The sequence below is a fragment of the Streptomyces sp. NPDC104313 genome, assembly GCF_055583985.1.
Window position 1 is genome coordinate 626,628 of sequence record NZ_JBVJMW010000002.1, and the last position, 18,554, is coordinate 645,181.

Here is an 18,554-nt window from a genome sequence, read left to right on the forward strand (position 1 = left end):
GCTCGGTGGTTCGGATACCGGACCGGGATTACTTGCCGGCGGTCTTGATGGCCTTGTCGATGATCGGCAGGTAGCGCTCGATCGTCCAGGGCACGGTCAGCGGGTTGATGATCGAGGAGGCGGTGACGAAGGAGTTGTCGTTGCTCGCGACGACGGCGCCCTTCTTGATCGCGGGGATCGCGCCGTACAGCTTCTGGCCCTCGATCTCCTTGCGGTTCTTCTCGTCCGTGTAGAACGTGAAGACGAGGTCGCTGTCCTTGAGCTTCTCGGCGTTCTCCAGGCCGATGAGGGCCGAGTCGGTGCCGGGGGTCTCCTTGAAGCCGTTGACGACCGGGTCGACCTTCAGGCCGAGCGAGGAGACCATCTTGACGCGCTGCTCCTCGGGCTTGAAGACGCCGAGGGTGCCGGGGCCGGAGTTGTAGACGTACGAGAAGGTGACGTCCTTGTAGTTCGGCCGGGTGGCCGCGGCGTCGGCGAGCTGCTTCTCGATCGTCGTCTTGAGACCGCTCGTGTCCTCGGTCCGGCCGAGCGCCTTGCCGATGATGTCGATCTGCTCGTCCCAGTCGGTGCTCCACGCCTGGTCGGGGTAGGCGACGGTGGGGGCGATGTCCTTGAGGACGTCGTACTGCTTCTGCGTGATGCCCGACCAGGGGGCGAGGATGACGTCCGGCTCCAGCTCGGTAATCGCCTCGAAGTCGATCTCCTCGCCGCCCGTGAACTGCTTGGGGAGCTTGTCGCCGGACTTCTTGACGGCCTCGTTGATCCACGGGAGGTAGCCGGACTTGTCGCTGCCCCACGGGTAGCTCTCGATGCCGACCGGGGTCTGGCCGAGGGCTATCGCGGTCTCGGCGGAGCCCTGTCCGAGGGTGACGATGCGCTCGGGCTTCTCCTCGATCTTCGCGGTGCCGAGCGAGCTCTTGACAGAGACGGGGAAGGCGCCGCCGCCCTTCGCCGAGTCCTTCGCCCCGTCCTTGTCGCCGTCGCCGTCGGACGAGCAGCCGACCAGGGCGACGGCGAGGGCGACGGTGGTGGCCGTCGCGGCGAGGGTGTGGCGGCGCACGCGGGTGAAGCCGAGCATGAAGGGTCCTCAGGTTGGCCGAGCAGGTGAAGTTAGGTAAGCCTAAGCCAGAGCCGCCCAAGCCTCAACAAGCCCCCCTCACGCGCCACCGGGCACAGGGGCCGCACAGGAGGACGGTCACCCCGGCGGAAGCCGCCGCCGGACGTACGGGAAACCGGTGCGCGACACCATCGCGCACCGTTCCACCCTGCCCCGGATGATGGATCAGCAGACGAGACGCTCGCACCGTCGGTCCTCACGCCGCTCTTCGGCGCATTGCCGCCGGAGTGGAGCGTGATCCCTCGACTGGCCCCGGGGGCAAGGCCGTTGCTCACCTCCGGTGCGCCGACGTCAGCTCTGAAGGCACCCGGTTTCGAGATATCCACGCCCCGCCGGCCGGCGTCGGGACGCCCCCTCCCTCCGGCCCCTCCCGGCGCGGTTCGACCGGGGACGCCCCCTACCGTTCCGGTGACCTCGGCCATCGGCGGACCCCTTCGCCCGCGCGGCGAGACGCGGTCCACCGTGTACTGATCGTTATGGAGTCCGCCTGCTGGGCGAGGCCCTCGACGTGAACCGCGGCCCGCGCGGGCTCAGGGACGGACGGGCCGCGTTCAGTGCCCGTGCTCCGCGGATTCCTCGCTCTCCGGCACGGACTCCCCGGCCGCCGCTCCCCCCGCGTGCACGGTGAAGGCAGCCGTACGGACCTTCCCCTCGTGCCGGAAGTCGAGGAAGAGGCGGTAGGCCCCCTTACTCGGAGCCGTCGCGGTGAAGGAGACCTCCGGCCCCGGCTTCGTCCGCCCGTCACCCGGCTCGCCGTTCGGGTGGACATGGAGGTACGCCAGGTCCCCGGCGCGCAGCGCGACGAGGTGGCCGTACGCGCCGAGGTAGGGCTGAAGGTCGGTGACCGGCTTGCCGTTCTTCTCGACCTCCAGCTTCAGCTCGCTGCCCGCACCGGCGCGCAGGGCGCCGTCGAGCGTCACCTCGTACCCGTCGACGGTCACCGTCCGCTCGGCGTCCGGCAGGGCCTTGGGGCGCGCGTCGCCCGATACGGCGAGGTCCGCGCCCAGGGTGACGCCCTCGGCGTTCTTCACGTCCGGGGTGAAGTCGGCGAAGACCCGGTAGCCGCCGGCCTCGGGGAGCTCGACGGGCGTGGACCAGGTGCCGTCGGCGGCCCGCTCGGGGTGCAGGTGCCGGTAGGTGGTGAGATCGCTCGACGCGACGATCAGGTGCAGCTCCTTGCCGTGCTCGCGGCGGAAGGCCGTCACCTTGCGGGAGGTGTCCTCGTCCACGACGGAGAAACGCAGCTCGGCGGGCTCGCCCGCCCCGACGCGCGGGGTGTTGAGGTCGAGGGCGTAGCCCCCCTGGGAGATCTGCAGGCCGCCGGGGAGCTCCGGGGCCTGACCCACACTCTTCTCGGCCGCTTCCTTCTCCGCCGCCGGGCGGTCCTTCGCGCCGTGACCGTCCTGATGGGACGACTCCTTCGCCGCGACGGCGGGATCCAGCGCGCCGCCCATCGCGTACGCCGACCCGAAGGTCGCCGCGAGCCCTGCGGCGAAGGCCGTGATCTTGAGTCCGGTCTGCATGGCCCACTCCCTCGTCGAGGTCGCCGGGTCGCGACCACTCACCACCCAAGATACCCCCCAGGGGTATGATGTCAACCGGAGGGCGATCTTGTGGGGCGGGAGAGGGGCGGGAAGAATCGCGCTCAACGGCCTGACCGAAGGGGAGGGGAGCGGGATTCCATGGGGGCATTCGTCGCACTGATGGCGGGACCGGGCGGGGCAGCCGTGTGGTGCGCGGTGGTGCTGGTCCGGCGCGGGCGTCGCGGGTCCACCGAGAACGCGGACGGGTTACTCATCGAGCAGGCGGCCCGGCTACGGGCGCAGCAGTCGCGGAGTGACGGGCGGGCCTACCGGGACCACCCCCATGGGAGGCTGGACCCGGGTTCAGGACGGCCCCGTCACCGACCCTCGCCGCCCATCGCCGCCAGGGCACGCAGCAGGGTGTCCGTCCGCTCGTCCATCGGGAAGAACGACTCCACCGCGAGTTCCGAGAGCATCACGTCGGCTGGGGCCCCGAAGGTGGCGATCGTACTGAAGAACGCCAGGTCGCCAAGTGGTGTGCGGATGCGCAACGGGACGACGATGCCCGCCGGATCCACCGGGCCCGGATCGGCGTCGAGGCCTGGCGGGGCCGGGTAGGCGGACACCTCCTCGTACAGCTTCCGCAGGTCACGGTGGCCGGTGGCATCGACCTGGTGCCGCAGCCGGCCGAGGGCGTGGGCGCGGACCTGGGCGAAGTTCAGGCACGGGGAGGCGAGGCCCTCCGGGTGGAGGATCAGCCGCATCACATTGCCGCCCGACTCCGTCAGGTGCGAGGGCACCGCGCCGAGCAGGAGGGACATCGCGGCGTTGCGGTCGACAATGTTCCAGATCCGGTCGATCGCGGCGGCCGGGTACGGCTCGTGGCCGGCCGGCTGCGACGGATGACCGCGGCGTCGTCCTCGCCGCGGTAGGCCCGGCGTGGCATCACCGGGGCCTCCCCGGCCTTCCCCAGCCTGGCGCAGGGGTACCCGACGGCAGGACAGACGCACCTCATGGCACCACGCACCCACTGGCTCTTCGGGGACCAGCTCGGCCCCCACTTCCTGGACCCCCGCCACGGCGGACCGGACCCGCACGCCCCCGTCCTGATGATCGAGGCCCGGTCCGTGCTGCGCAGACGTCGCTTCCACCGGGCCAAGGCCCACCTCGTCCTCTCCGCGATGCGGCACCGGGCGGCCGAACTGGGCGACCGCGTGCGCTACGTACAGGCCGAGACCTACGCGGACGGGCTGAGGGAAGCGGGGTTCGGCGGACCGGGGAACCGGCTGACGGCCTGCCACCCGACCTCCCGCGCCGCGCTGGACTTCGTGACCGCCCGGGAGGAGGTCGACGTCCTCGCGGCCCGGGGCTTCCTGCTGCCGCAGGCGGAGTTCGGGGCCTGGGCGAAGGAGCACAGGGGCGACCGCCTGCGGATGGAGGGCTTCTACCGGTGGGTCCGCCGACGCCACGAGCTGCTCATGGACGGCGACGAGCCTGCCGGAGGAATGTGGAACCTCGACCACGACAACCGCGAGCCGCCGCCACGGGAGGGTTCGACCCTGGGCGTGCCCGCACCGTACAGCCCGGCCGAGGACGAGATCGACGACGAGGTGCGCCGCGACCTCGACCGCTGGGAGCGTGACGGGGAGGTCGCGTTCGTCGGCCGTGATGGCCCGCGCCGCTTTCCCGTCACCCGGCGGGAGGCGCTGGCCGCGCTCCGGCGCTTTGTCGCGTACCGCCTCGGCGACTTCGGCCGCTACGAGGACGCGATGCTCGCGGCCGACCCCGTCATGAGCCACAGCCTGTTGTCCGTCCCGCTCAACCTGGGGCTCCTGGATCCGGCCGAATGCGTCGAGCGGGCCGAGAAGGCCTGGCGAGCGGGTGAGGCTCCGCTCAACAGCGTCGAGGGCTTCGTGCGCCAGATCGCCGGCTGGCGGGAGTACGTGTGGCAGCTCTACTGGCACTTCGGCGAGGACTACCGGGCCCGCAACGCGCTGCGTCACACCGCCCCGCTGCCCGACTGGTTCCTCGAGCTGGACGCGGAGGCGGTCACCGCGAACTGCCTCTCCACCGCGCTGGCCCAGGTCCGGGACACCGGCTGGACCCATCACATCCCGCGGCTGATGGTGCTGGGCAGCCGCGCTCTGCAGGACGGCTGGGACCCGGCCGCCGTGACCGACTGGTTCCACCGCTGCTTCGTGGACGGCTACGACTGGGTGATGCTCCCCAACGTCGTCGGCATGTCGCAGTACGCGGACGGCGGCCGGATGACGACCAAGCCGTACACCTCGGGCGGCGCCTACATCAACAGGATGAGCGACCTGTGCGCCCCCTGCGCCTATCGCCCCACCGAACGGACCGGCGAACACGCCTGCCCGTACACGGCGGGCTACTGGGCCTTCCTGCACCGCCACCGGACCACCCTCAGCACCAACCACCGCATGGCGAGGGCGGTCAAGGGCCTCGACCGGCTGAAGGACCTCGACGGGCTGCTGGAGGAGACCGCGGCACGCGGGGACGGGGCGCCCTGAAAAGGCCGGCCATCACGGCGGTCGGCTTGCGTCGTGGCGGTGGCTACCGTCGCCGCCCGGCTCGCCGACTTCGACGGAGCCCGCGCGGCCCTTCGAGAGCCCGTTCGATTCCATTACGTCTTCACGAGCTGAGCTTCACCCAGCCGTTCGGTCTCCTGCCCGAGTCCCCCTGTAGAGAGAAGTCACACGCTCGTGGAGGAGTCACACCCTCACTCCCCCGCGAAGTCGTCCGGAGCGGACCGGGCGAGGTCGGCGAGGGTCGCGAGGGCCCGGGAGAGAGTCTCCTGGGTGGGTGACGCCAGGCCGAGGCGGATCGCCTGCGGGCCCCGGTGGCGGCCCGCGGAGAACGCCGCGGCCGGGGTCACCGCGATGCCGTGCCGCGCCGCGGCGGCGACGAAGGTGTCCGCCCGCCAGGGACTGGGCAGCTCCCACCAGCGGTAGTACGAGGAGGGGGCGCCGCGCGTGCGGAAGTCCCCGAGGTGACGCTGGGCGATCTCCTGCCGTACCCCGGCCTCGCGCCGTTTGGCCCGTACGAGGAGGCCGACGGCGCCGTCCGCCTGCCACTGCGCCATCGCTTCCAGGGGGAAGCGCATGGCCGTCCAGCCGCCGGAGCGCAGGGCCCCCGCGACCCGGCCCGCCGACCCTGCGGGGGCCACGGCGAAGCCGAGGGACAGGCCCGGGGACAGGCGCTTGGAGAGGCTGTCGACGAGGACGGTCCGTTCGGCGGCCCGCGAGGCGAGGGGCGCCATATCGTCCCGGAGGAAGGCCCAGACGGCGTCCTCGATCGCGTGGATCCCCGATGTCAGCAGCACGTCCGCCAGTTGGTCGAGCCGCCGCGCGGTCATGGTGAGGGACAGGGGGTTGTGGAGGACCGGCTGGACGTAGACGGCGTGCAGCGGATCCGCGCGGTGCGCCTCCTCCACCGCCTCCGGGATCAGCCCGTCCTCGTCCATGGCCAGGGGCACGAGAATGACGCCGAGCCGGGCGGCGATCGCCTTCAGCACCGGATACGTGAACTCCTCGACGCCCAGCCGGGCGCCCGGCCGGGTCAGCGCGGCGACGGCGGCGGAGATGGCCTGCCGGCCGTTGCCGGCGAACAGGATCCGTTCCGGGTCGGGCCGCCATCGCCCGCGCGCAAGAAGGTCGGCTGCCGCCTCCCGGACTGCGGGGGTACCGGCGGGCCCGACCGGGCGGAGAACCGACTCCAGCCGGTCGGAGCGCACCAGTCTCTCCAGGCCGGCGGCGAGCAGCCCGGCCTGTTCGGGGACGACGGGGTGGTTGAGCTCCAGGTCGATCCGGCTGTCGGCGGGCTCGGAGAGCGCTGGGGCGGGAGCGGGGGCGCCGGGCGCGTCCGTGACGAACGTGCCGCGTCCGACCTGGCCGACGGTGAGGCCCCGGCGGGCCAGCTCCTGGTAGACGCGGGCTGCGGTGGAGTCGGCGATGGCGTGCCGCCGGGCGAACTCCCGCTGCGGAGGCAGCCGTTCCCCACTCTTCAGCCGCCCCGCCGCGATCTCCTCCGCCACCGCGTCGGCGACGGACCGGAAGTCCTTCACGGGCTTCACCTCCCTGGTGAACGGCATCGAAATTCCTGGTGAGCCGCATCCAAGCACCAGATTGCACCGAGTGCAATGGCACCTATTGAACCGAGCGGAACGGCAACCCTAGACTCCGATTGCACCGAGCAGCGCGGTCGGCGCCCACAAGGGCTCCGGACCCGACCGGCGGCACATGAACAGAGCGGCGGAGCAGCATGGTTGAGCTGAGCGGGGTGTTGGGGGTCGCGATGGTCGCCCTGGGGATGGTGCTCACGCCGGGCCCCAACATGATCTATCTCGTCTCCCGGAGCATCACCCAGGGGCGACGCGCGGGAGTGGTGTCCCTGAGCGGTGTGGCCGTGGGCTTCCTGGTCTATCTGCTGGCCACGAATCTCGGCCTGTCGGTGGTCTTCCTCGCGGTGCCCGAGCTGTACGTGGCCGTGAAACTGGTCGGCGCCGCCTATCTGGCCTATCTGGCCTGGACCGCTCTGAGGCCCGGGGGCGTCTCCGCCTTCGCTCCCGAGGAGCTGCCGCACGACTCCCCACGCAGGCTGTTCGCCATGGGGCTGATGACGAATCTGCTCAACCCGAAGATCGCCATCATGTACCTCTCCCTCATCCCCCAGTTCATCAGCCTGGAGGCGGGAAGCGTCCTGCTCCAGGGCTTCCTGTTGGGCTCCGTGCAGATCGCGGTGGCCCTCAGCGTCAATCTGGGCATCGTCCTGGGGGCGGGGGCCATCGCCGTCTTCCTCGCCCGCCGCCCCTCCTGGCTCCGCGCCCAGCGCTACCTGATGGGCACGGCGTTGGGCCTGCTCGCCGTGTCGGTGGCGACGGACACCTCGGCACCGGCGCCCTCGGGCTGAACCACGGGCTCCACCACCGGCCGAGGTCAGGGGGGAGTTGGTACTGGATGATGCCGGCGACGCGGAGTCGCATCGGTATCTCTGTATTGGTCAGAAGTCTGCCCAGGGCATTGAGGCGTTCGTCTTCGCTCAGTGCGGGGCGACGGGAGATTTTCATTGCGGGATGGTCGGGGAACGTCGGGAGTGACGGCTCTGCATGGCCCAGTTGAGGAAGCCTCTCAGGCGGGTGCGGGCGTGCTCGGCGTTCTCGGCGAACCAGGCGTCGATGTCGACTTGGCCGCATGATGCGAGGGTGGTGTTCCGCTCGCCGAGCCATTGCAGGAAGGCGGTCGCGTACTTGATCTGTTGGCCGGCGAAGCGGCGAACGCTGGGTGTGATGTGGCTCCGCTCGGCGTGGGCCCGCAGCCCGCAGCCCGGGGAGGACGTGCCAGGTCGCGAAGAGCCTGATCGCCTTGGCGTGCTCGGGAACGGCGATGCCGGCCAGGTGACCAGGAATCCAGCGCTGGTTGAGCGGTCTCATCGAAGTTGAGCGCGGTAAGTTTCGGCCGCCGTCTGGATGCGGGCGTGGTATTGCTGCCATCTGGCATCGTCACCGAAGTCGTCGTGATCTGGTCCGGCTTTGCCGTCGATGAGTTCTCGCAGGACATCGGCGTGGCCAGCATGCTGTGCAGTCTCGGAGACCATGCGAACGAGCAGGACACCCAAGGTGGTTGCCCGGCGGTCTTCGGGCCAGTGCGGTACCTGGCCCGAAGTTTCGAGAGCGAGATCCGTGATGGTCCGGTCGGCATGCTCGCAGGCACGTTGATAGAGCTCGATGATGTACTTGCTGGACTCATCGGGCCTGGCCCACATATCTGCGCCATCCCAGATGGAGCCGTCCTCGACCCAGGCCAGCGGCTCTAGCGACGGCCGGTCGAACGATTCGCCGAGGTATCCGTACTCAAGGCCTGCCAGATGCTTGACCAGGCCCAGCAGGTTCGCGGCGGTGGGTGTCATAGGTCGACGCATGTCGTATTCGGTGAGCCCCTCCAGCTTGGAGAGCAGACCGGCCCGTCCTGCCCGCAGCTTGCGGTGCAACTCCGCTTTGAGATCGGTCACGTGGCCCTCCTGTAAGGATGCGGCCACCCAACCATGCGGCTCTGACAAGAAGCCGGCGAGGAGCACGAGGCTGACGACGGCCGAACGCACCGCGCTCAACTTCGATGAGACTGCTCAACCATCGACCAGACAGGACAGGACAACGGTGCGTCGGTGACCGGACCCGTCTGAAGTTGTCCCGCAGATAGCGCCTCATGATCTGTGGCACCACTGAGCTCGCGACCTGCGTCGACGTCCGCCCGGTCGTGTGTGCGTGAAGCGACTCTGTTGTCCGCGGCAAGGAAGAGCGTGGTGCCCACCGTCGTACGGCTGCCCGCCGGGAAGGCGCTGACCGTCCGTGCGGCGGCCGACGCTTTCCTTGACTCGCTCGGCAACTCGAACACCGTTCGCAGCTACTCGACCGGGGTCGGCAAGACCGCCGAACGGCTCGGTGAGTCCCGCCCTCTGGGGTCGGTCGCGGACGACGAGGTCGGCGAGGTCCTGGAACTGCTGTGGGGCACCGCGGTGGTCAGCACGTGGAACGCCCGCCGGGCGGCGACGCTCTCGTGGCTGGGCTGGGCTGGTGCGGTGAGCGCGGTACGACGGCCCGGCTGTCCCGGCCTGGACGAAGCGGCCGGCGGTACCGGACTCCGAGACCCCGGCCCGCTCGAAGATGGCTGTGGACCGGCTCATCGCCCGACGCGAGGTACACCTGCGGGAGAAGGCTCTGTGGCGGATGCTGTACGAAACCGCCGCCCACGCGGAGGTGGTCCTCGGCGTGAACATCGAGGGCCTGGACCTCGCCGGGCGCCGCTGCCCCGTGAAGGCCAAGGACGCCCGGAGCAAGACCCGCCGCCGGGGTCAGGCACGTGAGGACTTCGTACTGCAGACCGTCTACTGGGACGCCGGCACCGCCCGGCTCTCACCTCGCCTGCTGCGCGGCCGGACCCAGGGCCCGGTATTCACCACCCACCGCCGCCCCGGTCCGGGCAAGGGCGTCAGCCCGCGCGCCGTGTGCCCGGACACCGGCCTGGCCCGCCTCTCCTACGGCCAGGCCCGCGCACTGCCGGACGAATCACCGCCGTGCGCGGACCGGGAACCGGATGGGGCCTCCACGAGTACCGACATTCCGCCCTGACTCATCTCGGCGAGCAGGACGCCTCCTTGTTGCTGCTGATGGCCAAGTCCCGGCACAAGAAGCAGGAGAACGTGCGCCGCTACTTCAAGCCGTCCCCCGAGGCGATCTCGGAGCTGACCAGCCTGTTGGCCCCCGGCGACGCACGCCGCTGATCCCTTCCGGGCCGCTACGGGCAGCGTGACTCGGCCGGCGCGTGCTGTGCCTCAGGAGTCTGCGAGACCAGGGAGATGGCTGGCACTGCCCGGACCGGCCGAGGAGTCAGCCGGGCGGTGAGCACGGCCAGGACGAGGCCGAGCGTGGCGACGAGTGCGGCCCATTCCGGCAGCTCGCCGGCGCTGATGCCTGCGGCGAGCAGGACGCTTCCGGCCGCCGATCCTGCGGCGGAGCCGAGGTACATCGCGGCCATCTGGAGGGCGACGACGGTCATCGCCTGTTCGGTGCGGTCGCGGGTGAGTGCCTGTTGCAGGACGGACACGCTGGTCCAGCCGCTTGCGCCCCACATCGCCGTGGCGAACAGCCACGCCGCGGGATGGTCGACGAGCCAGACGACGAGGAAGGAAGCGAGGAGGAACGCGGGGACGATGGGCATCAGCCGGCGGGGCCCCTGCGCGTCGAGGGGGCTGCCGATCAGGCCGGAGCCGAGTACGCCGCCGATGCCCCAGGCCCAGACGAGCGCGAAGCCCCAGCCGCCCAGGCCGCGTTCGTCGGCCATCGGTAGCAGGTAGGTGTAGAGGCCGAGGCTGGCCATGCCCAGGACGAAGGACAGCGTGACGCCGAGTGCGATGCGCGGGCTGCGGAGCACGGAGCGGGTCCCGGTGCTGCGAGCGGCAGGCAGCTGCGGCAGCGTGCCGGAACGCAGGGCGAGGGTGATCATGCTCAGGACGCCGATGAGCACGACGAAGCCCATCGTCCCGCGCCATCCCACCTGCTCGCCGATCAGCATGCCCAGCGGCACCCCGGCCACGGTTCCGGCGGAGAGTCCGAAGGTCACCAGCGCCATCGCGCGCCCGCGTTCATGGTCAGCCACGAGCGCTCCGGCGGTCGCCGTGGCGACCGCGGTGAGCACGCCGGCCCCCGCGCCCGCCACGACACGGGAGGCGAGGAAGACGCCGAGTGTCGGGGCCAGTGCGGTGGCGAGGTTGCCGAGGTTGAAGGCGCCGAGCGCGACCAGAAGTGCCGTTCTGGTCGATCGGTCTGCCAGGACGCGGGAGAGGAAGGGGCCCGCGGCCGCGTAGGCGGCGGTGAATGCGGTGACGCCCAGGCCGATCGCCCCGGCCGTGGTGGCCAGGGAGTCGGCCATGTCCGGCAGGACGCCCGCCAGAACGTAGGCGTCGATGCCCAGGGAGACCGCGGCGACGACCAGCGGCCAGATCTTCCCGATCACGCGGCACCCCCCTCGGCTTCGGCCGTGCCCTCGTCCTCATAGCCGGCCAGAACGGTCTTCACCAGGCCGGGGAACCGCACCTCAAGGTCTTCGGTGCGCAGCCGGATCATGCACTTACGTCCTTCGGCGCGAACGAAGACCACGCCTGATTCACGCAGCAGGCTCGTGTGGTGGGTCAGCGTCGAGCGCGGCAGGTCCGGGCCGAGCTCCAGGCTGTCGACCTCTCCGCGCTCGGTGAGGATGCGCAGCATCGTCAGGCGCAGGGGCTCGCTGAGCGCGAACAGTACGCGCGGGAGCGCGATGTCATCCGCGTCGGGATGGTGGTACGTGCGGGCCGCGGCCATCACGTCACTCCAATCGTTCGAGAATTCCCGCACAATATAGTGCGGGAATTCTCGAACGATCAACCCCGGGGCCAGGCTGCCCCGTCCTGCCGGATCGAAGGTGGGCGGCGGGCCGCTCTCACTCCTCGTCGGTGGCGTCCTTGTCACGCACGGGCCGCAGTCCGCCGGGCAGCTCGGGGAGCTGGAAGGAGTAGCGGCCGTGCATGTTGAATTGGTGTCGCACGAACGGGGAGAGGCGGGCGACGTCCTCGTCGCGGACGTCGACGCCGCCCCTGCGCGGCTGGTTCACGGCGGCGTCCATGTACCGGGGGCTGAAGAGGACGACGGCGTTGAGGACCTGGCCGAGTGCGCCGATCTGGTCTTCCATGCCGTCCTGGTAGCGCTGGTAGCGTTGCCCCGAGCGGCCGTGGAAGATCTTCCGGGCGTGCGCGTGGCGGCCTTCCTGGAGGTTGGCCTGACTCTTGATCTGTCTGCGGTATCCGGGCTCGTCGGCCAGGCGCAGGACGTTCGGGGTCTTGGCGGTCCGCCCGTAGTGCGCGATCGCGTCGCCGAGCGGGGTCGGGCGTCCGTCCCGCGACAGCATCCGGATGACCTCGTACGCCCGCACGGCGCCGGTGCGGACGGAGCCGATGATCCGCAGGGATGTCCTCCCACTGCCGCTCGATCCGGTCCAGGTCGACCCGGCCGCGGGCAGCGTCGGTGAAGGCACCGTAGTCAGCGGTGCGGTCGATGCGCCACATCATCTGGTCCGGCAGGTCCGGCAGCTGCGGCGCGTACGCGAACCCGGCCAGGGTCAGAGTCCGAACACGATGTCGGAGTACGACGCGGTGCCGGTGACGATCATCTCCGGGCGCTTGCCGCCGTCGCGGTCGTAGAGGGCATCGATCGCGTACAGGGAGTCGCGCGGGGTGCCGGCCACCACCTTCCCTCCACGTCCCGCCGCCTGATCATTGATCATGTTCAGCCACATTGCGCCGCCCCGACGCCCAAAGTACTTGGGGTTGGGGCGCGCGTACACCGACGGGACGGGGACGAAGAACCGCATCCCGTCGACCGAGGCGACCAGCCCGCCGCCCCACGCCCGCTCGAGGCCGATGGCCGCCTGGTGCTCGATGAGCGTGGCGTTCGCGGACCGGTAGGTGGCCAGCCGCAGACACGTCTGGTCGACGCGGGACAACGTGCCGCACTTCAGCGCGTCGACCCCGCCGATGACCGGGGTGTAGCCGATGCAGCTGCCGTGCGCGACCAGTAGCCCGGCGATCGTCACGTGCAGGTCCCGCAGCCGCGCCTCGCCGCCGGTGATCGAGGTGAACGCCTGGTCGGTGCCGGTCCACGAGAACACCTCCAGCAGCACCTCCGGCAGGTCGACCCGGGGCAGCATCGCCTCCACCGCCTTCCGCAGGTCCTGGAGAGAGGCGGGTTCGGGCTCCGGTTCCAGGGCGGCGAAGTGCAGCCGTCCGTCGTCGTCGAACTCGATCTGGGAGTTCGCCGTACCCGCACGGCAACCTCCCGGTAGGTACCGTCCAGCAGCGCGACCCGCTCCGCCAGATGCTCACCCGCCTCGCCGGGCAGAATCAGGGAGGCCAGCACGGTCGGACGGGCCTGTTCCCAAGCCTCGCCGTCCAGCAGCTTCGCCCGCGGGGCGCCCTACCTGGAGGAGTTCCTCGCGAACGCCTCCCGCCGCCGCAGCATGCGGTGGAAGGAATACAGCACGCAGAACACATACGCCTTCCAACCCACCGTGCCCAGCTCCAGGTGCGGCGACGACAGCACGAGGCGCCGCCACGACCCGGCCAGCAGCGACGTGTCGATCTCGTCGGACCCTGCCTTCTTGCGCCCCATCAGGTCGGGCAGCGACTTCAGCACCGCCCGCTGACCGACATTCAGCAGCGCGTACAGGGTGTCCCACAAGCAGTTGCTCACCGTCTCCCGCACGGCGCCCACCAGCCGGGCCAACCTCGTCACCCCGGGCAGCAGCACCCGCCGCTCGTGCAGCCACCCCACCGCCGCGTCGAACAGCGACTTCGGCCCGCCACCAGTCGTCCAGGCCCGCGCGTCCAGCCACGCGCTCAGCTCGTCCCGCACCTCGGTGAAGTCCCGCCGGCCCCCAGACTCCTGGATCTCCCCGGCATACGTACGGGCCGTCCCGTCCCGCTCCCCGTACTCCTTCAGCACCGAAGCATCGGCAATGCCCAACTGCTCGGCCAGCTACTCGGCAACCTCCGCCGGCACTTGTCGCGGGTCCGGCATGAACCGGCCCAAGTAGCGCACGCTCGTCAGCTGGACCGCGAACCCGAGACTGTCGCGCGCACGCCGCTTGGCCTGCACCTTCTCCAAATCCGAGTCATCCAGGAAGGACTACCGCTCCAACTCCGTACGAGTCGGGGTTTCGATGAACGCCCCGTACTGGGCCGCCTGTTGATCCGACAGAAGCTCAACCGCCACCAGGACCTCCGGAGATCGACAACATCGCCCCGCGAAGGCTTGGCACACGATCTGACACGGGTCTTCCTCAACCCCCGGTCAGACCATGATGAGCAGGCGCGTATCGGCCTTGAGCTTCCTGTTCACCGAACGGCTCTGCACATAGACCTCCAGCTTCGGGTTGTTGCCGGCCTTCACGGAAACGGTCCCCCGGACTCCGGCGCCGAACAGGAGGTTGCGCGCCGCCTCGCCCGTGTAGGCGCGGTCGGTGTCCTTCTCGACCACGATGATCTCCTTGTCGGGCTGCACCTGCACCCGGGTGCCCAACTGGTAATAGCAGGAACCGCGTTCGTAGGTGACACCCGGATGCGAGTCGACGAAGGCGCGGATCTCCATCTCCTTGTCGACCTTCAGCAGCCGGTACTTGTCGGCCGCGACCGGTTCGAGGTTGGCCCGGACGTCGTCGACCGATATGTCCTGGCCGACGGCGAACAGGTTCTTCGTGCCGCGCACGCCCTGCTCGCGACCGCGCAGGAAGCTGGTGGCGGCGGCGCGCACGGTGCCGATCGCGTCCTCGACGCCCTTTTGGGAGTCCGCGTCCCAGATGGCGATGTTGCCGGCCGGGAAGCCGTAGTTCTGGGCGGTGCGCTTCGCCAGGGAGTTCGGAACGAGGATCGCGGAAGTCCAGTGCCCCGGGAGTCCGTTCATCTTCGCGGTGATCCGGTCGAGCCAGGGGCCGAGGATGGTCATGTCGCCGTCATGCCGACGGTCGCCGCCGGAGGCGTTCTCCTCACCGTCCGTCACCACGATCTGGAGGAAGCTGTGCTCGCCGTACTCCTCCCAGATGTGTCCCAGGTCGTCCAGGGACTTCAGCGAGGCCTCGATGAGGGCGGTGGCGCCGTTGTTGACCTTGTACAGCCCACGCATGGACGGCAGGTGCTTCACGTCCATGTCCCAGACCAGGTTCTCCACCCGGTGATCGAAGGAGTAGAGGCTGATCCGCGTCTCGTGGCCGAGGCTGTCCGACTCGGCCTTCAGCCCCGCCACGAACTCGTCCACGACCCGGATGAGCTGACTCTGGTGCTGGTACATGGAACCCGAGGCGTCCACGACCAGAGCGACGTGATTCACCTTGTGCTGGATCCTGTTGGCGGACATGGTTCTGCTCCTTCGTCCGGTGCTCCCCGGTGCTCCCCCGAGTGATGTTTCGACTGTATGGGGAGCCACTGACAGTGGAACCCGACCGACCTCCACCGCCCCGGCACACGGCCGAGCCGGGGCCCGCACCAGTGGCGCGGACCCCGGCCGGGGGAAAGCGTCCGGTCAGTACGCGGTGGTGACGGTGACACCGCTGAAGGCCGCCGCCGCGTGCAGGCTGATGTAGTTGGCGCCGGACGGCGGGTTGCTGATCGTCAGGGTGTGGGAGTTGCCGGCGCCGGTGGCCCGGTTGGTGTGCGAGCCGGTGGTGGCCCAGGTCGAGTTGCTGTAGTAGAGGTCGGCGTTGCCGGTGCCGCCACTGGTAGTGATCTTCAGCTGCTTGGTGCCGGCCGGGATGTACAGGTAGTGGTAGGCGTAGTCGCCGGTGGTGGCGGAGAGGTTGCTGCGGCGGCAGTTCTTGCCCAGCACGCGGGGGTCGGCGTCGGTGCACTCGCCGACGGTGGAGCCGCCGGTCACGGTGACCGTCCGGGTGGTGGTGGCCGTGGCGCCCTTGTCGTCGGTCACGGTCAGCCGGACCGGGTAGCTGCCCGCGGCGCTGTAGGTCTTTGCGGGGTTGGGCTGGGTGGAGGTGGTGCCGTCGCCGAAGTCCCAGGAGCGGGAGGCGATGGTGCCGTCGGCGTCGGTGGAGCGGTCGGTCAGGGTGACCGTCAGGCCCTTGACCGCGGCGGTGAACTCGGCGGCGGGCGCCTGGTTGCCCGGCTGGCCGCCGCCACCGCAGTCACCGGCGGCACAGGCCGCCAGCCAGGTCTTCCAGTCGCTGTCGTAGCGGGTGGAGACGGTGCTGGTGAGGTAGGTGCGGGCGGCGCTCCACTGACCGGCGCGGTAGTGGGCGAGCACCTTGTCCATGTCGGCGGGGTGCTTCTCCAGCATGTAGCGCACGGCGAGGTAGCCCCAGCGGTACACTCGTGTGGTGTCGTGGCTGTAGTCGGTGCTGAACAGGGTGCTCAGGGCATAGGTGCCCTTGCCCGCCTCGGTCATCGCCGCGGTGTAGGGCTCCTGGCGGTAGTGGTAGGAGATGTACTCCGCGAAGCCCTCGACCCACCAGATGGTGGGGGTGGTCATGTTGGCGGCGAAGTCGCCGTACATGGTGAAGCGGCCGTCGAGGTAGTGGGTGTACTCGTGGTTGAGGTTCCAGATGTGGAAGTCCGGTCGCAGCCACTCGGCCTCGTAGGCGATGAAGCGGGGCTGGTTGCCCACGACGGAGGGGTCACCCTCCAGGTACATGCCACCGTTGTTGGTGTCGATCCCGTACATCGCGCCGGCGTAGGTCTGGTAGTCGGCGCTGGAGTCGTAGGCGATCACCTCGATGGTGGTGTTGTTGTCGTCGGCGACCGGGCCGTTGTCCTTGGCGATCCGGTGGAAGTAGGCGTCCTGCTCGATGAGACTGGTACAGCTGGCGCTCAGGTCGGCGGACGTCATCTGCTGGGCCAGGATGCGGATGCTGGGGCTGCAGGTGTGGCGGACCGGGAGGACCTCGCGCTTGAGGCGCTCCGGGAGGTCGCAGACACCGTACGTGGCGCAGTTCGCCTTGTCGTAGTAGTCGGCCATCTCCGCTATGCCCACCCAGAGCGGGGCGGTGGGGCCGGTGATGGAGGTGTCCCGGAGCAGGGCGGTGGCCAGCGGGCGGACCTTGCTCCGCAGGCTCGCGTGCTGGAGGAAGCGGCCCAGCTCCCGTCCGGCGTTGGAGGTCAGATACGCCTGGCCGCCCTCCAGCAGGGAGAGGTGGTCGGCGGCGAAACGGTGCAGCGAGTCGATGAGGCTCGGGTCCGACTCGACGGCGCTGACGAACTCGGGCACCTGATGGCCCCGGAAGGTCACCGTGTACACGTTGTTGACCGCGGCGAGCATGCGTGAGGACGCGTTCCAGGAGGAGTCGTAGTCCGCCAGCATCCGCTTGACGACGGCGATGTACCGGGCGTTCTCCTGGGCGCTGTCGATCAGGATGACCGCTTCGGACAGCGTCTCGCCGTTGGCGTCGGTGACGTCGCGTGACCGGGGACTGGCGAAGAATCCGTCGAGGCCCGAGCGGATGGCGGTCCGCAGGGTGGGGCCGTACGGTCCGACGACGTCCGGGTTGTACCACTGCACGTAGTACCCGGCCCGGAGGTACAGCACGAGCTGCGGGGTGCCGGTGCTCGCGTCCCCGGGGTAGCCGGCGGAGTTGTCGCGCAGCGCGTACGCCACAGAGGCCATCTGCGACTCACGGAAGGCCAGTTGGGCGTTGCTTCCGGTGAGACCGAACAGGGTGTTGACGCAGTCCGTGGTGGACGCCTTGATGTGCCGTACCAGTTCGGCCCCGGTGCGTCCGGTGAAGTCGGCCGGGTCGCACGCGGCGGCCGCCCTCGCCGAGGACTTCTTGCCCGCGCTCCGCTCCGGCGGGGCGTCGTGCTCTCCGTAGGCCTCCCTGAGGGGGGACTTGTCGGCGCTCAGCGGGGGGAGCTGGGACGCCTTCAGCCGGCTGGTGACCTGGTGACCGGCGTCCCGGGCGGGGGACTGCTGCGCCTGCGGCGCGGGGTCGGCCGTCCCTGCGGGGCGGGACGGCTGGGACGCGTTCGATGCCGTGGCGGCCGAAGGGGAGTTCGGCCGCGCCTGGGCCGGCTGCGCGAGCAGCGCGACGCTCATCGCCCCCGCCAGAGCCAGGGGCAGAACAGCACCCACACCTCGGCGGACGAGTGTGGTTCTCACGTTTTTCCTCCCATGAGGGATCGGAGGCACGCGCGTGCGTGACCGATGGGATGTACAGGGCGCGGGTCAGGGGGTGTTGTCGTGCCGTGTGGTGCTGTCGGCCGGACGGAATGGGGTCGATGTCCAGAGTTGACATGCCCACGACCTGTGCCATGTACCATGGCACAGGTCACACATCACAGGGAAGGCGTGTCGCCGAATCCGCTACGACTTTCCGGTGAACGCCGCCCGGCGGGGAGGGGCGGCCCGGCAGACAGAGGCGGCCCGAGAGCGTTCCGGCGCCGCCGGGAATCTCTGAACCCGTCCCGCCGGAAGCCTCTGGGCCCGTTTCACCGGAAGCCTCTCAGCCCCTTCCGGGGAAGCGACAGGCCGCCGTGCGCGCGCCGGAGCCCACCACCAGAAGCGGCGGCCACTCGGTGCGGCACCCGGCCCGCACCTCGGGGCGGCACGGATGAAAGCCGCAGCCGCCGGGCGGCGAGGCCAGGCCCGACGGGTCGCCGAGCAGCATCGCGAGGCGGAGCGGGCCGGAAAACGCGTCCACATCCGCGCGATGTGACCCGTGGCATAGTAATGTGACATTGCACAGTCAGGGAGTGCGTCTCCCCGTTACCGAACGTGTCCCGGCGCGGACCGCCCGGCGGCCCTGGAGCGCTGCGGACACCGGGGCCGACGTAGGTTCACCCGCCCGCCGCTACCGCATCCTCCACTCACCCTC

Annotated in this window: 11 protein-coding genes and 2 pseudogenes; 3 read left to right on the plus strand and 10 right to left on the minus strand. The window is 70.0% G+C overall.

The window, feature by feature from the left end:
• Positions 1 to 28: 28 nt before the first annotated feature.
• From ACZ60Q_RS06695 to ACZ60Q_RS06705, 3 genes are all read right to left on the minus strand, one after another.
• Positions 29 to 1,078 carry an iron-siderophore ABC transporter substrate-binding protein gene (locus ACZ60Q_RS06695; RefSeq protein ID WP_469629349.1) on the minus strand — a complete coding sequence of 350 codons (1,050 nt, stop codon included), beginning with the start codon at positions 1,076 to 1,078 and terminating at the stop codon, positions 29 to 31.
• Between the two features lie 590 nt (positions 1,079 to 1,668).
• Positions 1,669 to 2,640, minus strand: coding sequence for a hypothetical protein (locus tag ACZ60Q_RS06700; protein WP_469629352.1), 972 nt, complete (start codon positions 2,638 to 2,640; stop codon positions 1,669 to 1,671).
• Positions 2,641 to 3,017: 377 nt separating this feature from the next.
• A complete protein-coding gene (locus ACZ60Q_RS06705) occupies positions 3,018 to 3,737 on the minus strand; it encodes an MmyB family transcriptional regulator (RefSeq protein ID WP_469629355.1) in 720 nt (239 codons plus the stop codon).
• Between ACZ60Q_RS06705 and ACZ60Q_RS06710 the strand changes: the two genes are divergently transcribed.
• Positions 3,654 to 5,171 (plus strand): cryptochrome/photolyase family protein, encoded by a 1,518-nt coding sequence (locus tag ACZ60Q_RS06710; RefSeq protein ID WP_469629358.1) that lies wholly within the window; start codon positions 3,654 to 3,656, stop codon positions 5,169 to 5,171. The two genes, ACZ60Q_RS06705 and ACZ60Q_RS06710, sit on opposite strands and share 84 nt — an antisense overlap.
• A gap of 209 nt (positions 5,172 to 5,380) precedes the next feature.
• Here ACZ60Q_RS06710 and ACZ60Q_RS06715 read toward each other — a convergent pair whose 3' ends face one another.
• Positions 5,381 to 6,724, minus strand: coding sequence for an aminotransferase-like domain-containing protein (locus tag ACZ60Q_RS06715; protein WP_469629564.1), 1,344 nt, complete (start codon positions 6,722 to 6,724; stop codon positions 5,381 to 5,383).
• 197 nt (positions 6,725 to 6,921) lie between these two features.
• On the opposite strand from ACZ60Q_RS06715, the gene ACZ60Q_RS06720 reads away from it, so the two are divergent.
• The gene (locus ACZ60Q_RS06720; protein ID WP_469629361.1) at positions 6,922 to 7,569 is read left to right on the plus strand and encodes a LysE family translocator; all 648 of its coding nucleotides are present in this window, start codon (positions 6,922 to 6,924) and stop codon (positions 7,567 to 7,569) included.
• 516 nt (positions 7,570 to 8,085) lie between these two features.
• Here ACZ60Q_RS06720 and ACZ60Q_RS06725 read toward each other — a convergent pair.
• Positions 8,086 to 8,667: a DinB family protein gene (locus ACZ60Q_RS06725; protein ID WP_469629364.1), complete on the minus strand. Its 582-nt coding sequence runs from the start codon at positions 8,665 to 8,667 to the stop codon at positions 8,086 to 8,088.
• Between the two features lie 291 nt (positions 8,668 to 8,958).
• Here ACZ60Q_RS06725 and ACZ60Q_RS06730 point away from each other — a divergent pair.
• A pseudogene (locus tag ACZ60Q_RS06730) lies at positions 8,959 to 9,936 on the plus strand (site-specific integrase).
• 14 nt (positions 9,937 to 9,950) lie between these two features.
• Here ACZ60Q_RS06730 and ACZ60Q_RS06735 read toward each other — a convergent pair.
• From ACZ60Q_RS06735 to ACZ60Q_RS06755, 5 genes and pseudogenes are all read right to left on the minus strand, one after another.
• A complete protein-coding gene (locus ACZ60Q_RS06735; protein WP_469629366.1) occupies positions 9,951 to 11,168 on the minus strand; it encodes an MFS transporter in 1,218 nt (405 codons plus the stop codon).
• Positions 11,165 to 11,512 (minus strand): ArsR/SmtB family transcription factor, encoded by a 348-nt coding sequence (locus ACZ60Q_RS06740; protein WP_469629369.1) that lies wholly within the window; start codon positions 11,510 to 11,512, stop codon positions 11,165 to 11,167. The genes ACZ60Q_RS06735 and ACZ60Q_RS06740 overlap by 4 nt, the downstream gene beginning before the upstream one ends.
• Positions 11,513 to 11,630: 118 nt before the next feature.
• Positions 11,631 to 13,855, minus strand: a pseudogene (locus ACZ60Q_RS06745) (Tn3 family transposase); the annotation flags it as partial.
• A 180-nt stretch (positions 13,856 to 14,035) separates the two neighbouring features.
• Positions 14,036 to 15,094 carry a vWA domain-containing protein gene (locus ACZ60Q_RS06750; protein WP_469629372.1) on the minus strand — a complete coding sequence of 353 codons (1,059 nt, stop codon included), beginning with the start codon at positions 15,092 to 15,094 and terminating at the stop codon, positions 14,036 to 14,038.
• Positions 15,095 to 15,259: 165 nt separating this feature from the next.
• Positions 15,260 to 17,812, minus strand: a complete 2,553-nt coding sequence (locus tag ACZ60Q_RS06755; protein WP_469629567.1) for a collagenase — start codon at positions 17,810 to 17,812, stop codon at positions 15,260 to 15,262.
• Between the last annotated feature and the right edge of the window lie 742 nt (positions 17,813 to 18,554).

What these genes read in the sequence shown, in the direction of transcription:
- ACZ60Q_RS06695 (WP_469629349.1), bottom strand. Translation starts at nt 1,078, where the DNA reads ATGCTCGGCTTCACCCGCGTGCGCCGCCACACCCTCGCCGCGACGGCC.
- ACZ60Q_RS06700 (WP_469629352.1), bottom strand. Translation starts at nt 2,640, where the DNA reads ATGCAGACCGGACTCAAGATCACGGCCTTCGCCGCAGGGCTCGCGGCG.
- ACZ60Q_RS06710 (WP_469629358.1), top strand. Translation starts at nt 3,654, where the DNA reads ATGGCACCACGCACCCACTGGCTCTTCGGGGACCAGCTCGGCCCCCAC.
- ACZ60Q_RS06720 (WP_469629361.1), top strand. Translation starts at nt 6,922, where the DNA reads ATGGTTGAGCTGAGCGGGGTGTTGGGGGTCGCGATGGTCGCCCTGGGG.
- ACZ60Q_RS06740 (WP_469629369.1), bottom strand. Translation starts at nt 11,512, where the DNA reads ATGGCCGCGGCCCGCACGTACCACCATCCCGACGCGGATGACATCGCG.
- ACZ60Q_RS06750 (WP_469629372.1), bottom strand. Translation starts at nt 15,094, where the DNA reads ATGTCCGCCAACAGGATCCAGCACAAGGTGAATCACGTCGCTCTGGTC.